16 protein-coding genes and 1 pseudogene are annotated in these 21518 nt (G+C 62.6%); 7 read left to right on the top strand and 10 right to left on the bottom strand.

Features of this window, described 5'->3' with window-relative positions; all coding sequences use genetic code 11:
• Positions 1-3129, top strand: coding sequence for a multidrug efflux RND transporter permease subunit (locus tag PFU01S_RS06395; protein WP_028687474.1), 3129 nt, complete (start codon positions 1-3; stop codon positions 3127-3129).
• Positions 3130-3190: 61 nt separating this feature from the next.
• Positions 3191-3766, top strand: coding sequence for a molybdenum cofactor guanylyltransferase MobA (gene mobA, locus PFU01S_RS06390; RefSeq protein ID WP_028687475.1), 576 nt, complete (start codon positions 3191-3193; stop codon positions 3764-3766).
• 171 nt (positions 3767-3937) lie between these two features.
• On the opposite strand, the gene PFU01S_RS06385 is transcribed toward mobA, so the two are convergent.
• Positions 3938-4243: a DUF3077 domain-containing protein gene (locus PFU01S_RS06385; RefSeq protein ID WP_080992850.1), complete on the bottom strand. Its 306-nt coding sequence runs from the start codon at positions 4241-4243 to the stop codon at positions 3938-3940.
• Between the two features lie 1035 nt (positions 4244-5278).
• Here PFU01S_RS06385 and PFU01S_RS06380 point away from each other — a divergent pair.
• The gene (locus tag PFU01S_RS06380) at positions 5279-6349 is read left to right on the top strand and encodes an enoyl-CoA hydratase/isomerase family protein (protein ID WP_028687476.1); all 1071 of its coding nucleotides are present in this window, start codon (positions 5279-5281) and stop codon (positions 6347-6349) included.
• A 16-nt stretch (positions 6350-6365) separates the two neighbouring features.
• Entirely contained in the window at positions 6366-7517 is a 1152-nt protein-coding gene (locus PFU01S_RS06375; RefSeq protein WP_028687477.1) for an acyl-CoA dehydrogenase family protein, read from the top strand.
• Positions 7518-7566: 49 nt separating this feature from the next.
• Here PFU01S_RS06375 and PFU01S_RS06370 read toward each other — a convergent pair whose 3' ends face one another.
• Complete coding sequence (locus PFU01S_RS06370; RefSeq protein WP_028687478.1) at positions 7567-8499, bottom strand: LysR family transcriptional regulator; 933 nt, start codon at positions 8497-8499, stop codon at positions 7567-7569.
• A gap of 5 nt (positions 8500-8504) precedes the next feature.
• A complete protein-coding gene (locus PFU01S_RS06365; RefSeq protein ID WP_028687479.1) occupies positions 8505-9218 on the bottom strand; it encodes a tRNA (adenine(22)-N(1))-methyltransferase in 714 nt (237 codons plus the stop codon).
• Positions 9219-9344: 126 nt separating this feature from the next.
• Here PFU01S_RS06365 and PFU01S_RS06360 point away from each other — a divergent pair, with 126 nt between their 5' ends.
• Positions 9345-9725, top strand: a complete 381-nt coding sequence (locus PFU01S_RS06360; RefSeq protein WP_027914909.1) for a RidA family protein — start codon at positions 9345-9347, stop codon at positions 9723-9725.
• Between the two features lie 145 nt (positions 9726-9870).
• On the opposite strand, the gene PFU01S_RS22590 is transcribed toward PFU01S_RS06360, so the two are convergent.
• Positions 9871-10308, bottom strand: a complete 438-nt coding sequence (locus tag PFU01S_RS22590; RefSeq protein WP_028687480.1) for a hypothetical protein — start codon at positions 10306-10308, stop codon at positions 9871-9873.
• A 105-nt stretch (positions 10309-10413) separates the two neighbouring features.
• Positions 10414-10647 (bottom strand): annotated as a pseudogene (locus PFU01S_RS22585) (hypothetical protein); the annotation flags it as partial.
• 208 nt (positions 10648-10855) lie between these two features.
• On the opposite strand from PFU01S_RS22585, the gene PFU01S_RS06350 reads away from it, so the two are divergent.
• Positions 10856-12856, top strand: coding sequence for a peptidase U32 family protein (locus tag PFU01S_RS06350; RefSeq protein WP_028687481.1), 2001 nt, complete (start codon positions 10856-10858; stop codon positions 12854-12856).
• A 25-nt stretch (positions 12857-12881) separates the two neighbouring features.
• Here the strand turns inward: PFU01S_RS06350 and PFU01S_RS06345 are convergent, their stop codons facing one another.
• Positions 12882-14204, bottom strand: coding sequence for a sigma-54 dependent transcriptional regulator (locus PFU01S_RS06345; protein WP_028687482.1), 1323 nt, complete (start codon positions 14202-14204; stop codon positions 12882-12884).
• A 341-nt stretch (positions 14205-14545) separates the two neighbouring features.
• On the opposite strand from PFU01S_RS06345, the gene PFU01S_RS06340 reads away from it, so the two are divergent.
• Entirely contained in the window at positions 14546-14812 is a 267-nt protein-coding gene (locus tag PFU01S_RS06340; RefSeq protein ID WP_023535558.1) for a YcgL domain-containing protein, read from the top strand.
• A 101-nt stretch (positions 14813-14913) separates the two neighbouring features.
• Here the strand turns inward: PFU01S_RS06340 and PFU01S_RS06335 are convergent, their stop codons facing one another.
• The 4 genes from PFU01S_RS06335 to cobW all read right to left on the bottom strand — a co-directional run bounded on the left by PFU01S_RS06335 (position 14914) and on the right by cobW (position 21423).
• Entirely contained in the window at positions 14914-15459 is a 546-nt protein-coding gene (locus PFU01S_RS06335) for a vWA domain-containing protein (protein ID WP_028687483.1), read from the bottom strand.
• 119 nt (positions 15460-15578) lie between these two features.
• The gene (locus PFU01S_RS06330; RefSeq protein WP_027914905.1) at positions 15579-16589 is read right to left on the bottom strand and encodes a magnesium chelatase ATPase subunit I; all 1011 of its coding nucleotides are present in this window, start codon (positions 16587-16589) and stop codon (positions 15579-15581) included.
• A gap of 1 nt (position 16590) precedes the next feature.
• Positions 16591-20352 (bottom strand): cobaltochelatase subunit CobN, encoded by a 3762-nt coding sequence (gene cobN, locus PFU01S_RS06325; RefSeq protein WP_028687484.1) that lies wholly within the window; start codon positions 20350-20352, stop codon positions 16591-16593.
• Between the two features lie 3 nt (positions 20353-20355).
• On the bottom strand, positions 20356-21423 hold the full coding sequence (gene cobW, locus PFU01S_RS06320) for a cobalamin biosynthesis protein CobW (protein ID WP_027914903.1): 1068 nt from the start codon (positions 21421-21423) through the stop codon (positions 20356-20358).
• Positions 21424-21518 lie beyond the last annotated feature (95 nt).

Genomic DNA, 21518 nt, shown 5'->3' with positions numbered 1-21518 from the left:
ATGCCGCAATTTTTCATTGACCGCCCCATTTTCGCTTGGGTGGTGGCGCTGTTCATCCTGCTGGCTGGCGCCTTGGCCATTCCTCAACTGCCCGTGGCGCAGTACCCCAACGTGGCGCCGCCGCAGGTGGAAATTTACGCCGTATACCCTGGCGCCTCGGCGGCTACCATGGATGAAAGTGTGGTCAGCCTCATCGAGCAGGAACTCAACGGCGCCGACAACTTGCTGTACTTCGAGTCGCAAAGCAGCCTGGGCAGCGCCACCATCACCGCCACCTTCGAGCCGGGCACCGTGCCAGACCTGGCACAGGTTGACGTGCAGAACCGCTTGAAAGTGGTCGAGTCGCGCCTGCCACGCCCGGTCACCCAACAAGGCTTGCAGGTTGAAAAGGTGTCCACTGGTTTCCTGCTGCTGGGCACGCTCACCTCCGAGGATGGCAAGTTCGACGAGACCGCGTTGTCCGACATTCTGGCGCGCAACGTGATGAACGAGATCCGGCGCATCAAAGGAGTCGGCAAAGCTCAGCTGTATGGCTCCGAGCGCGCCATGCGCATCTGGATCGACCCGGCCAAGCTGGTCGGCCTCAATCTCACCCCCAACGACGTGGCCGAAGCCATCACCGCACAGAACGCGCAGGTGGCGCCCGGCAGCATCGGCGACCAGCCTAGCCCCGCTACCCAGGAGATCACCGCCAATGTGGTGGTCAAGGGCCAGCTGACCACACCAGAAGCGTTTGCGGCGATCGTGCTGCGAGCCAATACCGACGGTTCGGTGGTGACCATCGGTGATGTGGCCCGGGTAGAAATCGGTGCGCAGGAGTACCAGTACGGCACGCGCTTGAACGGCAAGCCGGCCACCGCATTCAGTGTGCAGCTGGCCCCGGGTGCCAACGCCATGGAAACGGCCACGCTGGTGCGCGCCAAGATGAAGGACTTGGCGCGCTATTTCCCGGAAGGCGTGAAGTACGACATTCCCTACGACACCTCGCCGTTCGTCAAAGTCTCCATACAGCAGGTCATCAGCACGCTGTTCGAGGCAATGGTGCTGGTGTTCGCGGTGATGTTTCTGTTCCTGCAGAACCTGCGTTACACGTTGATTCCCACACTCGTGGTGCCCGTGGCGCTGATGGGCACCTTCGGCGTGATGCTGATGCTAGGCTTCTCGGTCAATGTGCTGACCCTGTTCGGCATGGTCCTGGCCATTGGTATTTTGGTGGACGACGCCATCGTGGTGGTCGAGAACGTCGAGCGAATCATGGCCGAAGAGGGTCTGGCGCCGCGTGAGGCCACACGCAAGGCCATTGGCCAGATCAGCGGGGCGATCATCGGTATCACGCTGGTGCTGGTGGCCGTCTTCCTGCCCATGGCCTTCATGAAGGGCTCGGTCGGCGTGATCTACCAGCAGTTCTCGGTGTCCATGGCCGTTTCCATCCTGTTCTCGGCCTTCCTTGCCCTGAGCCTGACGCCGGCGTTGTGCGCCACCTTGCTCAAGCCTGTGAACCCAGGTGCGCACCATCAGCGCGGCGGTTTCTTCGGTTGGTTCAATCGGCGCTTCGAGGGCATGAGCAAGGGCTATGAGGGCTGGGTGTCGCAGGCACTGCGTCGCAGCGGGCTCTACCTGTTGGTGTACGCCGTGCTGCTGGGCGTGCTGGGCTACGGCTTCAGTCAGCTGCCCACGGCCTTCCTGCCGACCGAGGACCAGGGTTACACCATCACCGATATCCAGCTGCCGCCTGGCGCCAGCCGCATGCGCACCGAGCAGGTGGCGGCTCACATCGAGGCGCACAACGGCGATGAGCCTGGCGTGGGCAATACCACGGTGATTCTGGGTTTCAGCTTCTCCGGCAGTGGCCAGAATGCGGCGCTGGCCTTCACGACCCTCAAGGACTGGTCCGAGCGTGACGCTGAGGACAGTGCCCAGTCCATTGCCGATCGCGCGAACATGGCATTCACGCAACTCAAGGACGCCATCGCCTTCGCCGTACTGCCACCACCGATTGACGGGCTTGGCGAGTCCACTGGCTTCGAATTCCGCCTGCAGGACCGGGGCGGGCTTGGTCACGCCCAACTCATGGCTGCCCGTGATGAACTGCTGGCCAAGGCGAGCAAGAGCGCGGTACTGACAAACGTGCGCGAGGCATCGTTGGCCGAAAGCCCACAAGTGGAGCTGGAGATCGATCGCCGTCAGGCCAATGCGTTGGGCGTCTCGTTCGCCGATATCGGCTCAGTGCTGGACGTGGCGGTGGGTTCGAGCTACGTCAATGACTTTCCCAACCAGGGCCGCATGCAGCGGGTGGTGGTGCAGGCCGAGGGCGATCAGCGCAGCCAGGTGGAGGACTTGCTGAAGATTCATGTGCGCAACAGCGCCGGCAAGATGGTGCCGCTTGGCGCCTTCGTCCAGCCCAGATGGGTTAGCGGCCCGGTCCAGTTGACGCGCTACAACGGTTACCCGGCGGTGTCCATTTCTGGTGAGCCGACGGCCGGGCAAAGCTCGGGGCAAGCCATGGCCGAGATCGAGCGAATCGTGGCGCAGCTGCCGGCTGGTGTTGGGCTGGAATGGACTGGGTTGTCGCTGCAGGAAAGGCTCTCGGGCAGTCAAGCGCCGGTGCTGATGGCCCTGTCGCTGCTGGTGGTGTTCCTCTGCCTGGCGGCGTTGTATGAAAGCTGGTCGATCCCCACGGCGGTGCTGCTGGTGGTACCCCTGGGGATTCTGGGCGCGGTCCTGGCAGTCACGCTGCGTGGCATGCCCAACGACGTGTTCTTCAAGGTCGGGCTGATCACCTTGATCGGGCTGTCGGCAAAGAATGCCATTCTGATCATCGAGTTTGCCAAAAGCCTGATGGACCAGGGCATGGATGCCACCCAGGCTGCCATCGAGGCTGCCCGCTTGCGCCTGCGGCCCATCGTGATGACGTCCCTGGCGTTCATCCTTGGGGTGGTGCCACTGGCCATCGCCACCGGTGCCAGTTCGGCAAGCCAGCAGGCCATCGGTACAGGGGTCATTGGCGGCATGTTGAGCGCCACGCTGGCGGTGGTGTTCGTGCCGGTATTCTTCGTCGTGGTGATGCGTTTGTCCAGGCGCCGGCGGCCACAGGAACCTGGCGACGAGCCAGCCCCGCGCAGTCACTGACTGGACAAGCGGAACGTGAAATGGGAGGGTTTCTGGCACTGACTGCCAGGAACCCTTTTTCATGCCTGCTACCCTGCCCCTTTGCTCTGTCCTCATGCTCGCCGGCGGCCGTGGCCAACGCATGGGCGGGCGCGATAAAGGGCTGATCGACTGGCAAGGCCGCCCTCTGATTGCCCACGTGCATGCGGTGGTTCGGGGCCTCAGTGATGACCTGATCGTTTCGTGCAATCGCAATCAGCAGATATACCAGCGGTACGCCGAGCACTGCGTGTGTGATGCCGAGGCCGGCTTCCCTGGCCCACTGGCTGGCGTGCTTGCCGGGTTGGCGGTAGCGCGGCACGGCTGGGTGGTGGTGCTCGCCTGTGATGCGCCGCGGGTCGATCAGGTGCTGGTCAACGACCTGCGGCGCGCCGCCTTGGCCGCGAACAGTGCCGCGATGGTCCGCCAGGGTGGGTATTGGCAACCGATGTTCAGCGTGCTGCCCCGCGCCATCCTGCCGCTGCTTGAACAGGCCTGGAATGCTGGGGAGCGCAGTTTGCAGAGAGCCTTGCTCGGCGCGCCCGTGGCGGCGGTTGATTGCGCTGAAGAGGATTGCCGGCTGAATAATTTCAACAGCCCGCAATGGCTTGAGGGCTGACAAGGGGGCTGTCGATTTTTTTCGATACTAAAGGCGCGCCAGGGCCTTAGGAATCTAGCTTCGCAGCGCAGACCCGGCGATACCGCGTTGAGCCTGGGAGTTCGCTAACCACCCAGGGCGGAGCCAGGCAGTTGACTCCGCCACTGCCTAGGCGCCCCCCGCCGTCTTCGACTAGCGGTCAGCTACCAGCCGCCGAGCCTCCAACCCATTCAACAAAGCCTCCACCACTGCGGTCGCCGATTCCAGTCCATGGTCATTGCCCAGCAACAGGTCGAAACAGGTCCCATTGGCCAACTCCATGGCCTTCAGATTAGCGGCATAGGCGCCACGCAACAGCGTGGACAAGTGCACGAGCGCGTCTTCGAGATCTACGCCCGGACGTACCGAAAACAAAGGCGGATGGCTGCTTTCGCAGGTAGAGAAGGATGTGGGCGCGGTTGTGAGACTGGCAGGAGGATCAGGTAACCCTTTTGTCATGGTGTGCTCCTTGATTCATCAGAAGCCGCCATCAATCGCTACCAAACGAAATGGTGACGGCTATGCGCAGGTTGGTAGACCGGGAATCAAGGAAACCGGCGCGCACAGAGGCGCCCTACGCACAGCCGCCATAAAACGATACAGCCGACCATAAAAAATGCGCCAACCATAGCGAAAGCGGGCGCTTTGTGCGCCTTGATCAATTCGGGCTACCAAACCCGACTGCTGGATTGACAGCAGCCCGCGAAGACTAACCCTCTCCCACGGTGCTTTCAAGCCAAAAGCCCCGCTTGAAACACTTGTAAGAGGCTTAGCAGGGTGCCGATTAAGCCCCCTGGCGCCTGGTTCGCGGCTACGGTAGCGGGTGAGGCTGCTGGGCGCCCCGGCAAGGGCGCTCTTTAAGCGGTAACCCTGGGAACTCGCTGACGCTCAGCGGCGCAGCCGTGCAATTGCCAGCGCGACGGCTTGGACGCACCCCGCCGTCTTCGTGTTCTCCTTGATTCATCAGGAGCCGCCACGCAACGTGACCAAACGAATGGGTGGCGACTGTACGCGGGTTGGTCAACCGGGAATCAAGGAAACCGGCGCGCACGGAGGCGCCCCACGCACAGCCGCCATGACACGAGACAGCCGGGCACAAAAAAACGCCGACTGCTTCGCTGAGTGGCGCTGATGCGCCTTGATGATTGCGGGTGACCAAACCCGACTGCTGGATTGACAGCAGCCCGCGAAGACTAACCCTCTCCCACGGTGCTTTCAAGCCAAAAGCCCCGCTTGAAACACTTGTAAGTGTCTTAGCAGGGCGCCGATAACGCCTACTGGCGCCTGGTTCGCGCTACAGTGAACGCCTGTGACCCATCAGCGTGCAGTTCCCATTCACTCTGACTGGCAACGCAACGGGCATCGGCGCAAAAATGCACGATGCCCCTGCACAATTGTCGATTGTACTAGGCAAATTCGCATGCCAGGATCCAGCGATCCTCCAGCGAACTCCAGATTTCACATGGAAAATCAATAACAAGCAGGGAGACCGCAATGACAGCGCTTATTCAGACGCCGGTTACCGAACACATTCTGAGCGAGGTTCGCAACCAGATCGGCCACCTGCGCCTCAACCGCCCCGCTGGGTTGAACGCCCTGACCTTGGACATGGTGCGCAGCTTGCGCAAGCACCTGGACGCGTGGGCCGGTGATCCGAACATCCGCGCCGTCGTACTGCGCGGCGAAGGGCCGAAAGGCTTCTGCGCCGGTGGTGACATCCGCTCGCTGCATGACAGCTACAAAGCCGGTGACGACCTGCACGCGGTTTTCTTCGCCGAAGAGTATGCCCTGGACTTGCTGATACACCGCTACCGCAAGCCTATCCTGGTGCTCATGGACGGCTTTACCCTCGGCGGGGGCATGGGCTTGGCGCAGGGCTGCGAGCTGCGGGTGGTCACCGAGCGCAGCCGCTTGGGCATGCCAGAGGTGGGCATCGGCTATTTCCCCGACGTGGGGGGCAGCTACTTCCTGTCCCGCCTGCCGGGCGAGCTGGGGACCTACCTCGGCGTCACCGGCACACAGGTCCAGGCGGCCGATGCCCTGTATTGCGGCCTGGCCAACTGGTATGTGACGAGCGACAAGATCGAAACCCTTGATCGCGAGCTGGACCAGTTATCCCTCAATGACAATCCGCTCAAGGATTTGCAGAACCTGTTGGCGCGCCTGGGCACACAGGCGCTGGAAGCGCCACCACTGGCTGCACTGCGCCCAGCGATCGATCACTTCTTCGCCCTGCCCGATATGGCAGCCATCGTCGAGCAGTTGCGTGCCGTCAGCATCGGCGACAGCCATGCCTGGGCCGTTACCACTGCAGAGCTGTTGGAAACCCGATCCCCACTGGCCATGGCCGTGACGTTGCAGATGTTACGACGCGGCCGACAGTTGAGCCTGGAAGAGTGCTTCGCCATGGAGTTGCACCTGGATCGCCAGTGGTTCCAGCACGGCGACATCATCGAGGGGGTGCGCGCCCTGATCATCGACAAGGACAAGCAGCCGCGCTGGAACCCCCCTACATTGCAGGGGCTGGACCGCCAGCGGGTCGACCAATTCTTCGAAGGCCTGTGAGCCCGGGAGCAAGCAGATGCAAGACGTGGAACTGAGCGAAGAGCAGATCATGATCCGTGACATGGCCCGCGACTTCGCCCGCGGCGAGATCGCCCCCCATGCCCAGGCGTGGGAAAAGGCCGGCTGGATCGATGACGCCGTCGTGCGCAGCATGGGTGAGCTTGGCTTGCTGGGCATGGTGGTCCCCGAGGCCTTCGGCGGTAGCTATACCGACTACGTGGCCTATGCGCTGGCGGTGGAAGAGATTTCAGTCGGGTGTGGCTCCACCGGGGCCTTGATGAGCATCCATAACTCGGTGGGGTGCGGCCCGTTGCTGGCCTACGGTAGCCCCGAACAGCAGCAGCACTGGCTGCCGCGGCTGGCCAGTGGCGAGGTGATTGGCTGCTTCTGCCTGACCGAGCCCCAGGCAGGATCCGAGGCCCATAACCTGCGCACCCGCGCCGAGTTGATCGACGGGCAGTGGGTGATCAACGGCAGCAAGCAGTTCGTCAGCAATGCCCGTCGCGCCGGGCTGGCCGTCGTGTTCGCCGTGACCGATCCTGACCTTGGCAAGAAAGGGCTGTCGGCGTTTCTGGTACCGACAGACAACCCCGGCTTCAAGGTCGATCGTACCGAACACAAAATGGGGATTCGCGCGTCCGATACCTGCGCCGTCACACTCGACCAATGCCGTATCCCGGCTGGCAACTTGCTGGGCGAGCGCGGTAAAGGCCTGGCAATCGCTTTGTCCAATCTCGAAGGCGGCCGAATCGGCATCGCCGCCCAGGCTCTGGGCATCGCCCGGGCTGCCTTCGAAGCGGCGCTGGGCTATGCCCGGGAACGTGTCCAGTTCGGCAAGCCGATCCACGAACACCAGAGCATTGCGAACTTGTTGGCTGACATGCAGGTGCAGATCAATGCGGCTCGCTTGCTGATCCTGCATGCCGCGCGCCTGCGCAGCGCCGGCAGGCCCTGCCTGTCCGAGGCGTCACAGGCCAAGCTGTTTGCCTCGGAAATGGCTGAGCGGGTGTGTTCGATGGCCATCCAGGTCCACGGTGGCTACGGCTACCTTGAGGATTATCCCGTCGAGCGACACTACCGTGATGCGCGAATCACCCAGATCTATGAAGGGTCGAGCGAAATTCAGCGGATGTTGATCGCACGTGAGCTGAAACACTACGCGCTGTAAGGCCCGGCCTACCTGGCCTGCAGCGGCGTGAGCTTGTGCCCCGCTGCCGTCAGCGGCAATAACGGGGGTCTTCGACCAGGCGGGCGTGGGTGGCGAAAATGGGCGGCAGTCGTTCCTTGAGGTAGTCGATCCAGGTTCGGACCTTGGCGTCCAGGTAATGCCGCGAGGGATAAATCGCATACAAGGCGTTTTCCCGCAGCCTGTAGTCGGCCAGCACCCGGTACAGGCGCCCCTGTTCCATGGCTTGGCTGGCGGTGTAGAACGGCAGCAGACCAATACCCATGCCCAGCTCGCTGGCGACCAGCATGGCGTCCGCCACGTTGGTCATGAAGCTGTCCTGCGGTGCAATGACGCAATCCCCACCTGCCTGCGGAAACACCCAGTCACCCTCGTACAGCGGGTAGGCCATGCGCAGGCAGCGATGCTGGTGTAGATCGTCCGGGCGGGCAGGAACGCCTTTTTCATCCAGGTAGCCGGGAGCGGCACAGGCAATACTGAAAATCGTGCCCAAGGGGACGGCAATCAACTGTGAGTCCGGCAATGCCTGGTCCACGGTGATGACCACATCGTGCCCTTCAGCGAGCGGGTCAGGGTTGCGCTGGGAAAGCGTAAGCTCGATGACCACGTCGGGACAAAGCGCGTTGTAGCCCGCCACCAACGGCATCAACAGCAATCCAAGCCCATGCGGACAATGCACGCGTAGCCGGCCACGGGGCGTGAGGTGAGCACCCCGCGCCTCTCCCACTGCCTCGTCGGTCAATAGCAGTATCTGCCGTGCGCGCTCAAGAAACCGCTCCCCGGCCTCGCTCATGCGCAAGCGTCGGGTGGTGCGGTGCAGCAATCGGGTTTGCAGCTGATTCTCCAGCTCCGCCACGATGCGCGAGACTTGAGCAGCGGAGATGTCCAGCGCGTTGGCCGCCGCGGCAAAGCTACCGCACTCCACCACCCGGACGAAGGTACGCATGGCCTGCAACATGTCCATGAAGGCTAGTCCTCGGTGTGGGGGCGTTCGGCCAGCAGCCGGGTGATCCAGTCCACCTGTTGTTCGAAGTCTGCGACCTTGGCCGGCGGCACGGCAACGCGGGCCTGGGCGAAGTTGGCAAGGGTCTGCTTCTTTTGCCCAAGCATGCGTTGCCACTTTACGTGAAATGCCTGGCCATGGTCCTGCATCAACAGGGGGCCGAAATACAACTGCTGAGGGTTGTAGGCCACATAACCGGGTTCGGCCACGATGATTTCGTAGTCGAAGCGATGCTCGCGCAGAACATCTTCGGCGACGATACGGTAGCCATTGCTCATCAGCCACTGACGCACCTGCGGCTCGGCGCCATTGGGTTGCAGTACCAGGCGCTCGACACCCGCCAGGTGTGCCCTGCCCGCTTCGAGAATCTCGCAGATGGTTTCGCCGCCCATGCCGCACAGGCTGACGACCGTGATGCGGTCATCAGGCGCGATGACTGTCAGCCCATCGGCTAAGCGCACGGCAATGCGCCGTTCCAGCCCCTGCTTGCGCACATTGCGTTGAGCGGCCGCGAAGGGGGTGTTGGCGACCTCCCCGGCCACTGCGTACTCAATGCGCTCGCGAAGCATCAACGCCACGGGCAGGTAGCCATGATCAGAGCCAATATCAGCCAGACGAGCGCCTTCAGGCACATGGGTGGCCACGCGCTCCAGGCGCATGGACAAGGTGTGTTCGTTCACGGTAAGCCTCTCTGCAATGGCGGCGATTCTGACCGCGAATGCCGCGCTTTGCAAAAAACCGGCCTCTCGACCGGCGCAGGCCGCTCGCGTAGGCTTGAGGCTTTTCTACCCCGCAAGGCAGACCTCATGGCACATGCAGATATCGTCTACACCCCGGACAGCGACCCAGAATCCATTTCCTCCGATGTCGCCGAATACAACGGGATGCTGGTGACCACTCAAGTCCCGGTACACCCTGACGGTAGCCTGGCGTTGGGAGATATCGTCGAGCAGAGCGAATGCACGTTGCAGGCTTTGAAGGATGCCCTGGAGAAAGCCGGCAGCGGCATGGACCGGGTGCTGCACCTGACCATCTACCTGACCGATATGGCCGACCGCGCCGCCTTCAACCGGGTCTATCAACGTTTCTTCACTAAACCCTGGCCGGTGCGCGCTGCCGTAGGCGTGGCGGCGCTCGCGTTCGAGGGCATGCGCGTGGAAGTAACGGCAATGGCGGCCAAGAAGTGACGCTTAGCCGCCTGCTGGCAGGTGTCTCAATGCCGCACGTTGGCGGCGGCTCGTAGTGGTCGTGCTCAACCCTCGCCCTAGGGTAGCCATGCCACGCCGCCGCCGGCCCTTGTCTGGGCCGACAGAATCAGTGCAGGACCATGAGCTAAAGCTGCTGTCTGATTTTTTTGAGTTCAAGCAAAACGGAACGGTCGAGCTGTGCCATTGAAGCGACTCGAAAAGATTTCAGCTGTTTGGCAAAAGATTCTGGTCCGATTCCAGAGGCCGCAAGGGTAGCTTCTGTTGCAATGTAGCGGGTGATGATGGCAGCATCAGGCTTCAGAATTCGGGTGAAGTGCCTGTCCAGGTACTCTCCGGAAGCAAAAAATTCCCAAACCTTCTGATTGGATTCAAGACGATTGAGCCAGTCGGTACCAAGCGCTTGCGCTGCGGGCTCTCTAAAGCGTTTATCGCGCAATGTAGCCATGAAATTACTGCGCAAATCATTGCTTTTCTCTGGGCGCAGTAAAATACCGAGCGTGTGCTTGAGTTGTGCTCTGGCCTGCGCCAATCCAAAATCGATCTCCGGCTTTAACGGCGTCATGGGAGCAGATCTGGGCCGCTTCCAAAACTTCAATCTTTCCAATAGGTGTCCAGTTGGGTCGACGTGATTGACTGGATCGCCTGCGCAATACGCATAGGCGTTGAGGCCGCCTTGGTCGAACGGACTCAACGAATCGGGTGTTTCAAATCTCATCATGACACTGTTGAGGTATCTATAGCCCTGGCCAAACCCATAACAGCCCCGCAGCCCCTCCTGTACCGCCCCAACGTAACCCGTTTGGGAAAGGCGTGCGATGGCGCTATAGCCATACGGGGTATAGGCCGTAGGCGTGACAAGGGTTAAGCGACAACGCCCTGAAGCGGATGCCGGCCTGAGCATGTTATACACCTCCCTGCATCAATGGACTTGTCAGCCCTACTCTGTCCAGAGAGCCTACTGTAGGCAACTGCCATAAATACCAGGTCGTTGAAACACAGGCGCAGCCTGACAAGAGGCATTCATCCGACCAGCGCAGCCCGATGGTGTCGCCCGGCCGAATCGTCGGTACAATGCCCGGCTATACCGTGACAGCCGAAACCATAACGACATGTCCCTTCCCAAGCATCACCTGGAACTGCTCAGCCCTGCCCGCGACGTGGCCATCGCCCGCGAGGCCATCCTGCATGGCGCCGATGCCATCTATATCGGCGGCCCTAGCTTTGGCGCCCGTCATAACGCCTGCAACGAGGTGGGCGATATCGCCGAGTTGGTCGAATTCGCCCATCGCTACCATGCGCGCGTGTTCACCACCATCAATACCATCTTGCATGACAACGAGCTGGAGCCGGCGCGCGCGCTGATTCACCAGCTGTACGACGCCGGCGTCGATGCGCTGATCGTGCAGGACCTGGGGGTCATGGAGCTCGACATTCCACCCATCGAGCTGCATGCCAGTACCCAGACCGACATTCGTACCCTGGAGCGGGCCAAGTTTCTCGACCAGGCCGGCTTTTCTCAGCTGGTACTTGCACGCGAGCTGAACCTGCAGCAAATCCGTGCGATCGCCGCCGAAACCGACGCCGCCATCGAGTTCTTCATCCATGGTGCGCTGTGCGTGGCATTCTCCGGGCAATGCAACATTTCCCACGCCCAGACCGGTCGCAGCGCCAACCGGGGCGACTGCTCCCAGGCGTGCCGACTGCCCTACACGCTCAAGGACGACCAAGGTCGGGTAGTGGCGTTCGAAAAGCACCTGCTGTCGATGAAGGACAACAACCAGACCGCCAACCTGCGCGACCTGGTCGATGCCGGCGTGCGCTCGTTCAAGATCGAGGGGCGCTACAAGGACATGGGCTATGTGAAGAACATCACGGCCCATTACCGCAAGGAGCTCGACGCCATCCTGGAAGACCGCCCTGCCCTGGCCCGCGCTTCCAGCGGTCGTACCGCGCATTTCTTCGTACCGGACCCGGACAAAACCTTCCACCGCGGCAGCACCGACTACTTCGTGACTGACCGCAAGGTCGATATCGGCGCCTTCGACTCCCCTACTTTCACCGGCCTGCCGGTGGGTGTGGTGGAGAAAGTGGGCAAGCGCGACCTGCAGGTCGTCACCGACGTACCCTTGACCAACGGCGATGGCCTCAATGTGCTGGTCAAGCGCGAAGTGATGGGGTTCAGGGCCAACATCGCCGAGGCACGCGGCGAGTTCGAAGAAGACGGTCAAAAACGCTGGCGCTACCGAGTGGAACCGAACGAGATGCCTGCCGGGCTGCACAAGCTAAGGCCAAACCATCCGCTTTCGCGCAATCTGGACCACAACTGGCAGCAGGCCCTGCAACGGACCTCGGCCGAGCGCCGCATCGGCGTACGTTGGCAGGCGGTATTACGCGAGGAGCGCTTGACCCTGAACGTGACCAGCGAGGAAGGCGTGCATGTGCAAGTCGCCCTGGATGGCCCATTCGGCCCGGCGAACAAGCCAGAGCAAGCACTGGACCAGCTGCATGACCTGCTTGGCCAACTCGGCACCACGCTCTACCACGCCGACAGCATCGAGTTGGATGCCCCCCAGGCGTTCTTCATTCCCAACTCGCAGCTCAAGGCCCTGCGCCGGCAGGCCATCGAGACGCTGACCGAGCAACGCATCCAGGCGCACCCCCATGGCCGGCGCAAGCCGGAAACCTCGCCGCCGCCGGTGTATCCCGAGTCGCACCTATCGTTCCTGGCCAACGTCTACAACCAGAAAGCCCGGGATTTCTATCACCGCCATGGGGTGCAGTTGATCGACGCGGCGTATGAAGCTCATGAGGAGCATGGTGAGGTGCCGGTGATGATCACCAAGCACTGCCTACGCTTCTCCTTCAACCTGTGCCCCAAACAGGCCAAAGGGGTGACCGGAGTGCGCACCAAGGTGGCGCCGATGCAGCTGGTTCAAGGGGATGAAGTACTGACCCTGAAGTTCGACTGTAAACCCTGCGAGATGCATGTGATCGGCAAGATGAAGAACCACATCATCGACTTGCCGACCCCTGGCAGCGCCGTGGCCCAGGTCGTCGGCCACATCAGCCCGGAAGATCTGCTCAAGACCATCGTCCGCGCGCCTCACTGAGGCGCGTCGTACGCCGCCTGCGTCTTCAGCGAATCTGGTGCTTGTGCAACAAACGGTAGAAGGTCGGCCGTGAGATGCCCAGCACCTTGGCTGCAACGCTGAGGTTGTCGCTGTGACGGTCCAGCACATCGCACAACGCCTGGCGCTCGGCCTTGTGCTTGTACTCTTCCAGGGTGCCCAGCGGCGGCTGTTGCGCAAATGGCTGCAAACCCAGGTCCTTGGCCTCGATCTGACGCCCTTCGGCAAGTACCAGCCCGCGGCGCACCCGGTTGGCCAATTCACGCACGTTACCGGGCCAATCGTGCTGCCCCATTGCCGATAGCGCATGCTCACTGAAGGAGCGAGGCCGCCTGCCGGTTTCCAGGCTGTAGAAATGGGCAAAATGGTTGGCCAGCATCGGCAAATCGCCATGGCGGTCGCGTAACGGAGCGGTCACCACCTGCAGCACGTTCAGGCGGTAGTACAGGTCTTCCCGGAAGCGGCCCTGCTCGATGGCCCTCTCCAAATCCACGTGGGTGGCGGCTAACACCCGCACATCCACCGGTACTGGCTGACTGCCCCCCACCCGCTCAATGTGCTTTTCCTGGAGAAAGCGCAGCAGGTTGGCCTGCAACTCCAGCGGCAGGTCGCCTATTTCATCGAGAAACAGCGTGCCGCCGTTAGCCGCTTCGATGCGGCCGATCTTGCGTTGATGGGCACCTGTAAATGCGCCCTTTTCGTGCCCGAACAGTTCGGACTGAATCAAGTGCTCGGGGATGGCCCCGCAGTTGATCGCCACGAACGGCTGGCCACTACGCTGCGATTGGCGGTGTAGCGTACGCGCCACCAGCTCCTTCCCCGTGCCGCTTTCGCCGCGGATCAGCACAGGCGACTCGGTCGGTGCCAGCTTACCCAGCAGTTTGCGCAACTCTCGAATCGGCCGGCTCTCGCCCAGCAACTCGTCTTGGGTGTCGAGCGCCTTGACCGTGCCCTTGCCACGCAGCCGCGCCATGCCAAAGGCCCGGCCCAGGGTGACCTGTACCCGCGACTCATCGAAGGGCAAGGTATGGAAATCAAAAAACCATTCACAGACGAAATCCCCGAAGGCCGGGGAGCGCAGTTGTTCGGCGCTCAGCACCGCGATCCACTCGGTGTTGCTGCGCTTGATCATGTCCTTGACCACGTCCGGGTGTTTGAGATGCGCCTCATCCAGGCGCAATACGCCTACATCGCAGCGATGTTCCAATGCCTGCGCCAAGGTGCAGCTGTCGACATCCCACCCAGCCTCTAGCAAGCCAGGCGTCAGGCGCTGGCAATCGTCACAAGGATCGACGATGAGCAGGCGGCGTTGCACTGCGGTTTGTTGCATGACCGATCCTTGGCGCCAAGTATTGGTTTCTTGAAGTAAAACAGTAAGTTGTGGCGCCCGAATAACAGTAGCAATGAAGTTGACGGTGCCTATGACCGTTTGTCTGCCAATACGGCTTTTCGTAACTTGGCGGGGGAATTTTCGATGGGTAACGTCCTCACATGGGGCGCGTTAGAACGAAAAATGAATAATCGTTGATTATTTTGCTGTACCCATGTGACTCGATGCCGGTTGTCGAGCATCAGTACACATAACCCCGCGCTGCATTTCGCGATACATGAGGCGACCTTGAAGCAACGCGGACGTCACTTGAATGTTTGGGACCACAGAGAGACCGAACCATGAATGCCCCGCTCCGTGTCAACGAAGCACTGCTGATCGCCGACCACGCCTTCGAACCCTTCCACTGCGTGGCCTGGGACGCCCCCAACGGCACTGGCGACCTGAGCCTGGCGGTCATCGACCGTACCAGCGCCCGCATCGGCAGCAAGCAGGTAACCTCGCAAACTTATTCTGACAAAGCCCAGTGGCTTAACCTGATCGAAGAAGTACGCGCTGAACTTTGTGAAAAAGGCTACCACCTGCAGCCTTGGTCGATGCCCAAGTAAATGAACAGCTTCGACATGTGCGTGCTCTGCCACGCACATGCACTTCCAGCCGTCCCTGTTTACCCTTCTTGCGTGCGACTTGTTGCCGCACCACACCGCTGTTACTTCACCGCTTCGAAACTTAGCAGGTGTTGATAGTCCGCTGCCAATTGCTGTGCCAGAAGGCGAGCACGGCCCAGGCGGACCGGTGTCAGTTCCATGTCCACCAGCAATGTGCAGCACGGCAAGGGCTCGACGGTACCCCATTGCTGCAGGCGGCCGTCGGTGAACACCAGGCAGCGTACTTCCTCGTTAGGATGGGCCTTGCGCCGAGCGCCCAGCCACTGCCTTGCTTGCTCCAGCGCCGGCAGCAACGGCGTGCCGCCTCCCGCGCCCAGCGCCTGCAGCCAGGGTTGCAGCGCCGCCGAAGCTTTGAGTCCATGGCGCTGCCATTGTGGGGCACTGCCACTTGCCGTCAATAAAGCCAGCCGTGCCCGCTGGCGGTAGGCATGGTCGAATAACGTGGCCAATAGTCCTTTGGTGTGCGCGAGCGCCTGATGACGACGTGTCGAAGCGGAGGCATCGACGATGATCAGCCATAGCTGGGCCGGTGTGCCCCTGCGGGTGTGCCAGCACAAATCGTCGCGGTGCCTGGGCCGGCCCTTCAATAGGCTTTGTAACCAGGCGACCCGGCCAGCACTGGCTGCCTGGGCTCGACCGCGGCTTGCACCTGAGCGCGCGCCCTTGCCTGCTTGCGCACCCGTCGTCTTGGCCGGCTGACGGATGCTCAGGGCTTTTTTGCCCAGTTCGGCACCTCACGCCTTGGCCCGCTTGCCACAGGCTGCGGCGCCAAAGCCCCCCAGTCCCCCTGCCCGCCCTTCTCGGCCGAGCTGTTGCCGGTCTGTGACTGCGGCTGCTCGGGCGCTGCGGGCGCAGTAGCCTGGGCGGGCGATTGCCTGCGATGGCGCAAGGCAAAATCTTCCACCGCATCGATATCTGCCGCCTCGATGGCCGCCGCCCCGCGCCATGCGCAGTGGGCGCGGGCCGCGCGCAGCCACACCAGATCGGCCCGCAGCCCATCGACTCCAGCGGCGAAGCAGCGTTCGGTGATGCTGGCCAAGGTCCGGTCATCCAGTGCAATGTCGTCCAGCGCCTGGCGCGCTGCCTGACAGCGCTTACGCAAGGCCTCCTGGGCCGGTGCCCACTGGGCACAAAACGCCAGGGGGTCATGGTCGAAGGCCAGCCGGCGCCGGATGATCTGTTGCCGTGCATCAGGCGCGGGTAGACCGTCGAGCGCCACATTCAGACCGAAGCGATCGAGTAGCTGAGGGCGCAACTCGCCTTCCTCGGGGTTCATGGTCCCGATCAAGACGAAGCGGGCATCGTGACGATGGGAAATGCCGTCGCGTTCGATACGGTTGGTACCACTGGCGGCGACATCGAGCAACAGGTCGACCAAGGTGTCCGGCAGCAGGTTGACTTCATCGACATAGAGCACGCCACCATTGGCCTGGGCCAGCACGCCGGGGGAGAACTGCGCCTTGCCCTGCCCGAGTGCGGCATCCAAATCGAGTGTGCCCACCACGCGCTCTTCACTGGCGCCCAGCGGCAAGGTCACGAAAGGCCCATCGCCCAGCAGGTCAGCCAGGCCGCGGGCCAGGGTGCTCTTGGCCATGCCACGCGGGCCTTCGATGAGCACCCCGCCGATCCTGGGATCGATGGCCGTCAGGCACAGGGCCAACTTCAAATCGTCGGCGCCCACTACGGCGGCCAGGGGAAATTGTGCAGCGTCGTTCATTTCAAGCCTGTTCCTCGCCATCGAGCAGCTGTTCTTCCAGGGCATCGCGGTACTCGCCGGGGGACTGCCAGAGGCCGCGTTGCTGCGCCTCGATCAGCCGCTCGGTGAGGTCGCGCAGCGCCTGCGGGTTGTGCTCGCGCATGAAGTCGCGGGTCGCCGGGTCCAGCACGTAGGCATCGGCCAGCGACTGGTAATGGTGATCGTCGATCAGGTGCGTCGTGGCGTCGAAGGCGAACAGGTTGTCGACCGTCGCCGCCATCTCGAACGCCCCTTTGTAGCCGTGGCGTTTGACGCCATCGATCCACTTGGGGTTCAGCGCGCGCGCGCGGATCACGCGGTTGAGTTCTTCCTTCAATGTACGGATGCGCGGTCGGTCCACCTGGCTGTGGTCGCCGTGGTAACTGGCCACGGACGCGCCGGCCAGCGTTTCTGTGGCCGCCAGCATGCCGCCCTGAAACTGGTAGTAGTCATTGGAATCCAGCACGTCATGTTCGTGGTTGTCCTGATTTTGCAGCACTGCCTGCACCTTGCTCAGGCGCTCGACGAACTGCGCCCTGGCCGGCGTCCCCTCGTCCTGGGCGCCATAGGCATAGCTGCCATGGTTCAGGTAGACCTCGGCCAGGTCTTCACGGGTCTGCCACAGCCGCCCATCAATCGCATTCTGGATGCCAGCCCCATAGGCACCGGGCTTGGCGCCGAAGACGCGCCAACCGGCCTGTCGAGCCGCCTGCTCAGCGTCTAGGCCCTGCTGCTGCAAGGCCAGACGCTCACCGCGCACGCGCGCAGCCAACGGATTAAGATCATCGGGCTCATCAAGTCCGGCCACGGCCTGGACGGCAGCATCGAACAGGCGGATCAGGCTGCCAAAGGCGTCCCGGAAGAAACCCGACACCCGCAGCGTCACGTCCACCCGCGGACGATCCAGCAGGCTGAGTGGCAGTATCTCGAAATCGTCGACCCGCTGGCTGCCGGTGGCCCACACTGGGCGCACGCCCATCAGCGCCATGGCCTGGGCAATGTCGTCCCCACCGGTACGCATGGTCGCGGTTCCCCACACCGACAGCCCGAGCTGACGCAAGTGGTCACCATGATCTTGCAAATGACGTTCGAGTATCAGGTTGGCCGACGTAAAGCCTAGCCGCCACGCTGTCGTGGTCGGCAAGTTACGCACGTCGACGGTGTAGAAATTGCGGCCTGTGGGCAGCACGTCAAGCCGCCCACGGCTGGGTGCGCCGCTAGGACCGGCCGGCACGAAGCGCCCAGCTAGCGCTGCAAGCAACCCATTCATCTCGGCGGCGCCGCAGGCGTCCAGGCTCGGCGCCACTGTAGCGAGCAGATGATCGACAACGGCCTGGACGGGCGCTCCAAGTTCCACCTCCAACGCTGGCAGCGAGCCGTCGAGCGCACCTTCGATAACCTGCAATGCCAGCAGTTCGAGGCGCTCGCGCGTATCGCCGGCCGTGCGCCAGGCCTGGTCGCTGATGTTCATCAGTAGCAGAGGCCGTGGGCCTTCCCAGGGTTGCCCAAGGTCGCAGTCGAGCGGATCGAAGCCGGGGACCAGTGCCTTGGCCAGGGCGCGCAACACACTCGCATTGCCGCCACGGCCATCGCCACGCTCGACACGCAGCAGTGCCAGCAGCGTATCCAGGCGCAATCGGCCCTCGGGCGACTCGCCGAATACATGCAAACCATCGCGGATCTGCGATTCCTTGAGGTCGCACAGGTAGGTGTCCAGGCGTGGCAACCAGACGGTTGCATCGTCAAGCTGCCCTTCGAGCTGCAATTCCCGGTCGATGTGATGGGTCCTGACCAGTTCGAGGATGTCGCGTTGCAGCTCCCGTGCGCGACGCGGGTCGAGCAGTTGTGCTTCGTAGAATTCATCGGCCAATTGCTCCAGGTGGCGCAGCGGGCCATAGGTCTCGGCGCGGGTCAGCGGCGGCATCAGGTGATCGATGATCACCGCTTGCGTGCGCCGCTTGGCCTGCGCGCCCTCACCCGGATCGTTGACGATGAACGGATAGATGTTGGGCAGCGGGCCGAGCAGCGCATCCGGCCAGCATGTATCAGACAGCCCTACCCCCTTGCCCGGCAGCCATTCCAGGTTGCCGTGCTTGCCGACATGGATGACGGCGTCGGCGGCATACCCATGCCGTAGCCAGAAATAGAACGCCAGGTACCCATGGGGTGGCACCAGGTCCGGGTCGTGATAAACGGCGCTGGGGTCTAGCTGATAACCACGTGCTGGCTGGATGCCGACGAAGGTCATCCCCATGCGCACCCCGGCCACCATCAGGCGGCCCTCGCGGAACATCGGGTCTTGCTCGGGTGGCCCCCAGCGCTCCAGTACCGCCTTGCGGTTGGCGGCAGGCAGGCGGTCGAAGGCTGCCTGGTAATCGAGCAGGCTCATGCTCTGGGCGCAGGGCCGTTGGTCGATGTGGTCGAGGTCGTTGGTCACACCGCCCAGCAAGTGATGGATTAGCTGGGTGCCACTCTCGGGCAGCTCGCTGACTGGGTACCCTTCAGTGCGCAGCGCACGCAAGATATTGAGCGCCGCAGCCGGCGTGTCCAGGCCAACGCCATTGCCGATGCGCCCATCGCGCGTGGGATAGTTGGCCAGAATCAACGCCACGCGTTTGTGCGCATTGGGCTGGCGCGCCAGGGTCACCCAGCGCCGTGCCAGCTCGGCCACAAAATCCATGCGCTCGGGGTGCGCGCGGTAGCACACCACATCCGATTGGCTGCGCTCGCTGTGCCAGGCCATGTCCTTGAAGCTGACCGGCCGTGTGATGATGCGCCCGTCCAGTTCGGGCAGCACAATGTGCATGGCCAGGTCACGTGCGCCCAAGCCCTGCTCGCTGGCCTCCCAACCCGGCTGGTTGTCCTGCGCACAAATGGCCTGCAACACAGGGATGTCTCGTCTTAGCGGGCGCAGGTTAGGACGCTCAGGGCTGGACAGGGCAAAACCGGTGGTATTGAGCACCACCTCGGCGCCGACAATGTCGAGCCATGCCTCAACCTGTTCCAGGCAGGCGCTTTCCTTCAGGCTGGCTACCGCAATGGGCAACGGATTCAAACCTGCTGCCTGCAGGCGCTGGCAGAACACATCGATGAAGGCCGTGTTCGCCGCCTGCAGGTGCGAACGATAAAACAGTATTGGCGCCACCGGATAATCGGTATCCCAGTGTGGGAACCAGTCCTCCAGCGCCCCACTGCCCACCTGAGGGTGGTAGACCGAGGTGCGGGGCAACGCCCGCGGCTCGGACCAGCAATAGTCACGGTCCAGCCACTGACTGGCAAGGTAATAGAACAGGTTGAGTGCGTTGGCCTTGCCACCTTGGCGCAGGTAGTGCCACAACTGCTCGGCTTGCGCCCCCTGCACGGACCCGAGCCCGGTCAGTTCCGGGTCGGGACGGTCGTCGCCGGGCACCAGGATCACGTGCACGCCGCGCGCGGCGAGCGTGACCAACTGTTCCACGCCGTAGCGCCAGTACCCCACGCCGCCGTGCAGCGACACCAGGATGACCTTGGCATGCTGCAAGACCTGATCGACATAAAGGTCGACCGAGGCGTGGTTCTGCACCTGCATGGGGTTGGCCAGGCGCAGGCTTGGGAAGTCGCCGGGCAGTTGCTCGGCGCTGTCGGCGAGCAGGGCCAGGTGCGAATCACCGCTGCAGAGAATAACCAGTTCGGCAGGGGTCTGGCCGAGGTCGGCGATGCTGTCGTCCGGCACGAAGCCGCCGGGCTGGGTCCGCAGCAGGTGCATGGGTCAGGCGCCCAAGGCCTGGCGCAGACGCGCTTCGAGCTGGGCAGGGTCAAGGTCCTGACCGATCAGCACCAGGCGTGTGATGCGCGGTTCTTCGGCACGCCAGGCGCGGTCGAAGTGCTTGTCAAAGCGCGTGCCTACCCCCTGGATGAGCAAGCGCATCGGCTTGCCGGCAATGGCGGCGAAACCTTTGACGCGCAGGATGCCGTACTCGACCACCAGTTGGTTGAGCGCCTCGATCAGCACTCGCTCATCGGATTCGGGCAGGTCGATGGAGATGGAATCGAAGGCATCATGGTCATGATCGTCATGGTCATCGCCGTCGTGATGGGCATCGTGGTGGGTCGGGCGGGCGTCGATGTGCTGCTCGGACTCGGCGCCTAGGCCCAGCAACACCTCCAGCGGCAATTTGCCACTGCTGGCTTCGATAACTTTGACGGCCGCTGGCAGCTCTTCAGCGACCTCGGCACGTACCTTGGCCAGGCCGTCGGCGTCAATCAGATCGGCTTTGTTCAACACGACCAGGTCGGCGCTGGCCAGTTGGTCAGCGAACAGCTCGTGCAGAGGGGACTCGTGGTCCAGGTTAGGGTCCAGCTTGCGCTGGGCGTCGACTTGGTCCGGATAGGCGGCGAAAGTGCCTGCGGCAACGGCAGGGCTGTCGACCACGGTGATCACCGCATCGACGGTGCAGGCGGTGCGGATCTCAGGCCACTGGAAGGCTTGGACCAGTGGCTTAGGCAGAGCCAGGCCGCTGGTTTCGATCAGGATATGGTCCAGGTCGCCGCGGCGCGCCACCAGTTCGCGCATCACCGGGAAGAACTCTTCCTGAACGGTGCAGCACAGGCAACCGTTGGCCAGTTCGTACACGCGGCCATTGGCCTCTTCTTCGGTGCAACCGATGCTGCACTGCTTGAGGATGTCGCCATCAATGCCCAGTTCGCCGAATTCGTTGACGATCACGGCGATGCGTCGCCCTTGGGCATTGTCGAGCATGTGGCGCAACAGGGTGGTCTTGCCCGAGCCCAGGAAGCCGGTGACGATGGTAACGGGGAGCTTGGCCAGTGTTTTCATGTTGCAGTGCCCTTGGCAGAATGGCGCGGGCATGCAGGACGAGTGCCGTCGACCAGACTGGCCGGGCATGTTCGCCACCGGATCACCCCGCCCGG

Origin of the sequence: Pseudomonas fulva NBRC 16637 = DSM 17717 (assembly GCF_000730565.1) — a bacterium.
GTDB classification, from domain to species: domain Bacteria; phylum Pseudomonadota; class Gammaproteobacteria; order Pseudomonadales; family Pseudomonadaceae; genus Aquipseudomonas; species Aquipseudomonas fulva.
Note: the sequence above shows the minus strand (reverse complement) of the source record. Positions and strands in the feature narration are given on the sequence as shown.

Excerpts from the sequence above, each read along its gene's own strand:
- mobA (WP_028687475.1), top strand. The coding sequence starts at position 3,191 with ATGCCTGCTACCCTGCCCCTTTGCTCTGTCCTCATGCTCGCCGGCGGC.
- PFU01S_RS06380 (WP_028687476.1), top strand. The coding sequence starts at position 5,279 with ATGACAGCGCTTATTCAGACGCCGGTTACCGAACACATTCTGAGCGAG.
- PFU01S_RS06345 (WP_028687482.1), bottom strand. The coding sequence starts at position 14,204 with ATGCAACAAACCGCAGTGCAACGCCGCCTGCTCATCGTCGATCCTTGT.
- PFU01S_RS06370 (WP_028687478.1), bottom strand. The coding sequence starts at position 8,499 with ATGGACATGTTGCAGGCCATGCGTACCTTCGTCCGGGTGGTGGAGTGC.
- PFU01S_RS06340 (WP_023535558.1), top strand. The coding sequence starts at position 14,546 with ATGAATGCCCCGCTCCGTGTCAACGAAGCACTGCTGATCGCCGACCAC.
- PFU01S_RS22590 (WP_028687480.1), bottom strand. The coding sequence starts at position 10,308 with ATGACGCCGTTAAAGCCGGAGATCGATTTTGGATTGGCGCAGGCCAGA.
- PFU01S_RS06395 (WP_028687474.1), top strand. The coding sequence starts at position 1 with ATGCCGCAATTTTTCATTGACCGCCCCATTTTCGCTTGGGTGGTGGCG.
- PFU01S_RS06330 (WP_027914905.1), bottom strand. The coding sequence starts at position 16,589 with ATGAACGACGCTGCACAATTTCCCCTGGCCGCCGTAGTGGGCGCCGAC.
- cobW (WP_027914903.1), bottom strand. The coding sequence starts at position 21,423 with ATGAAAACACTGGCCAAGCTCCCCGTTACCATCGTCACCGGCTTCCTG.
- cobN (WP_028687484.1), bottom strand. The coding sequence starts at position 20,352 with ATGCACCTGCTGCGGACCCAGCCCGGCGGCTTCGTGCCGGACGACAGC.
- PFU01S_RS06360 (WP_027914909.1), top strand. The coding sequence starts at position 9,345 with ATGGCACATGCAGATATCGTCTACACCCCGGACAGCGACCCAGAATCC.
- PFU01S_RS06350 (WP_028687481.1), top strand. The coding sequence starts at position 10,856 with ATGTCCCTTCCCAAGCATCACCTGGAACTGCTCAGCCCTGCCCGCGAC.
- PFU01S_RS06385 (WP_080992850.1), bottom strand. The coding sequence starts at position 4,243 with ATGACAAAAGGGTTACCTGATCCTCCTGCCAGTCTCACAACCGCGCCC.
- PFU01S_RS06375 (WP_028687477.1), top strand. The coding sequence starts at position 6,366 with ATGCAAGACGTGGAACTGAGCGAAGAGCAGATCATGATCCGTGACATG.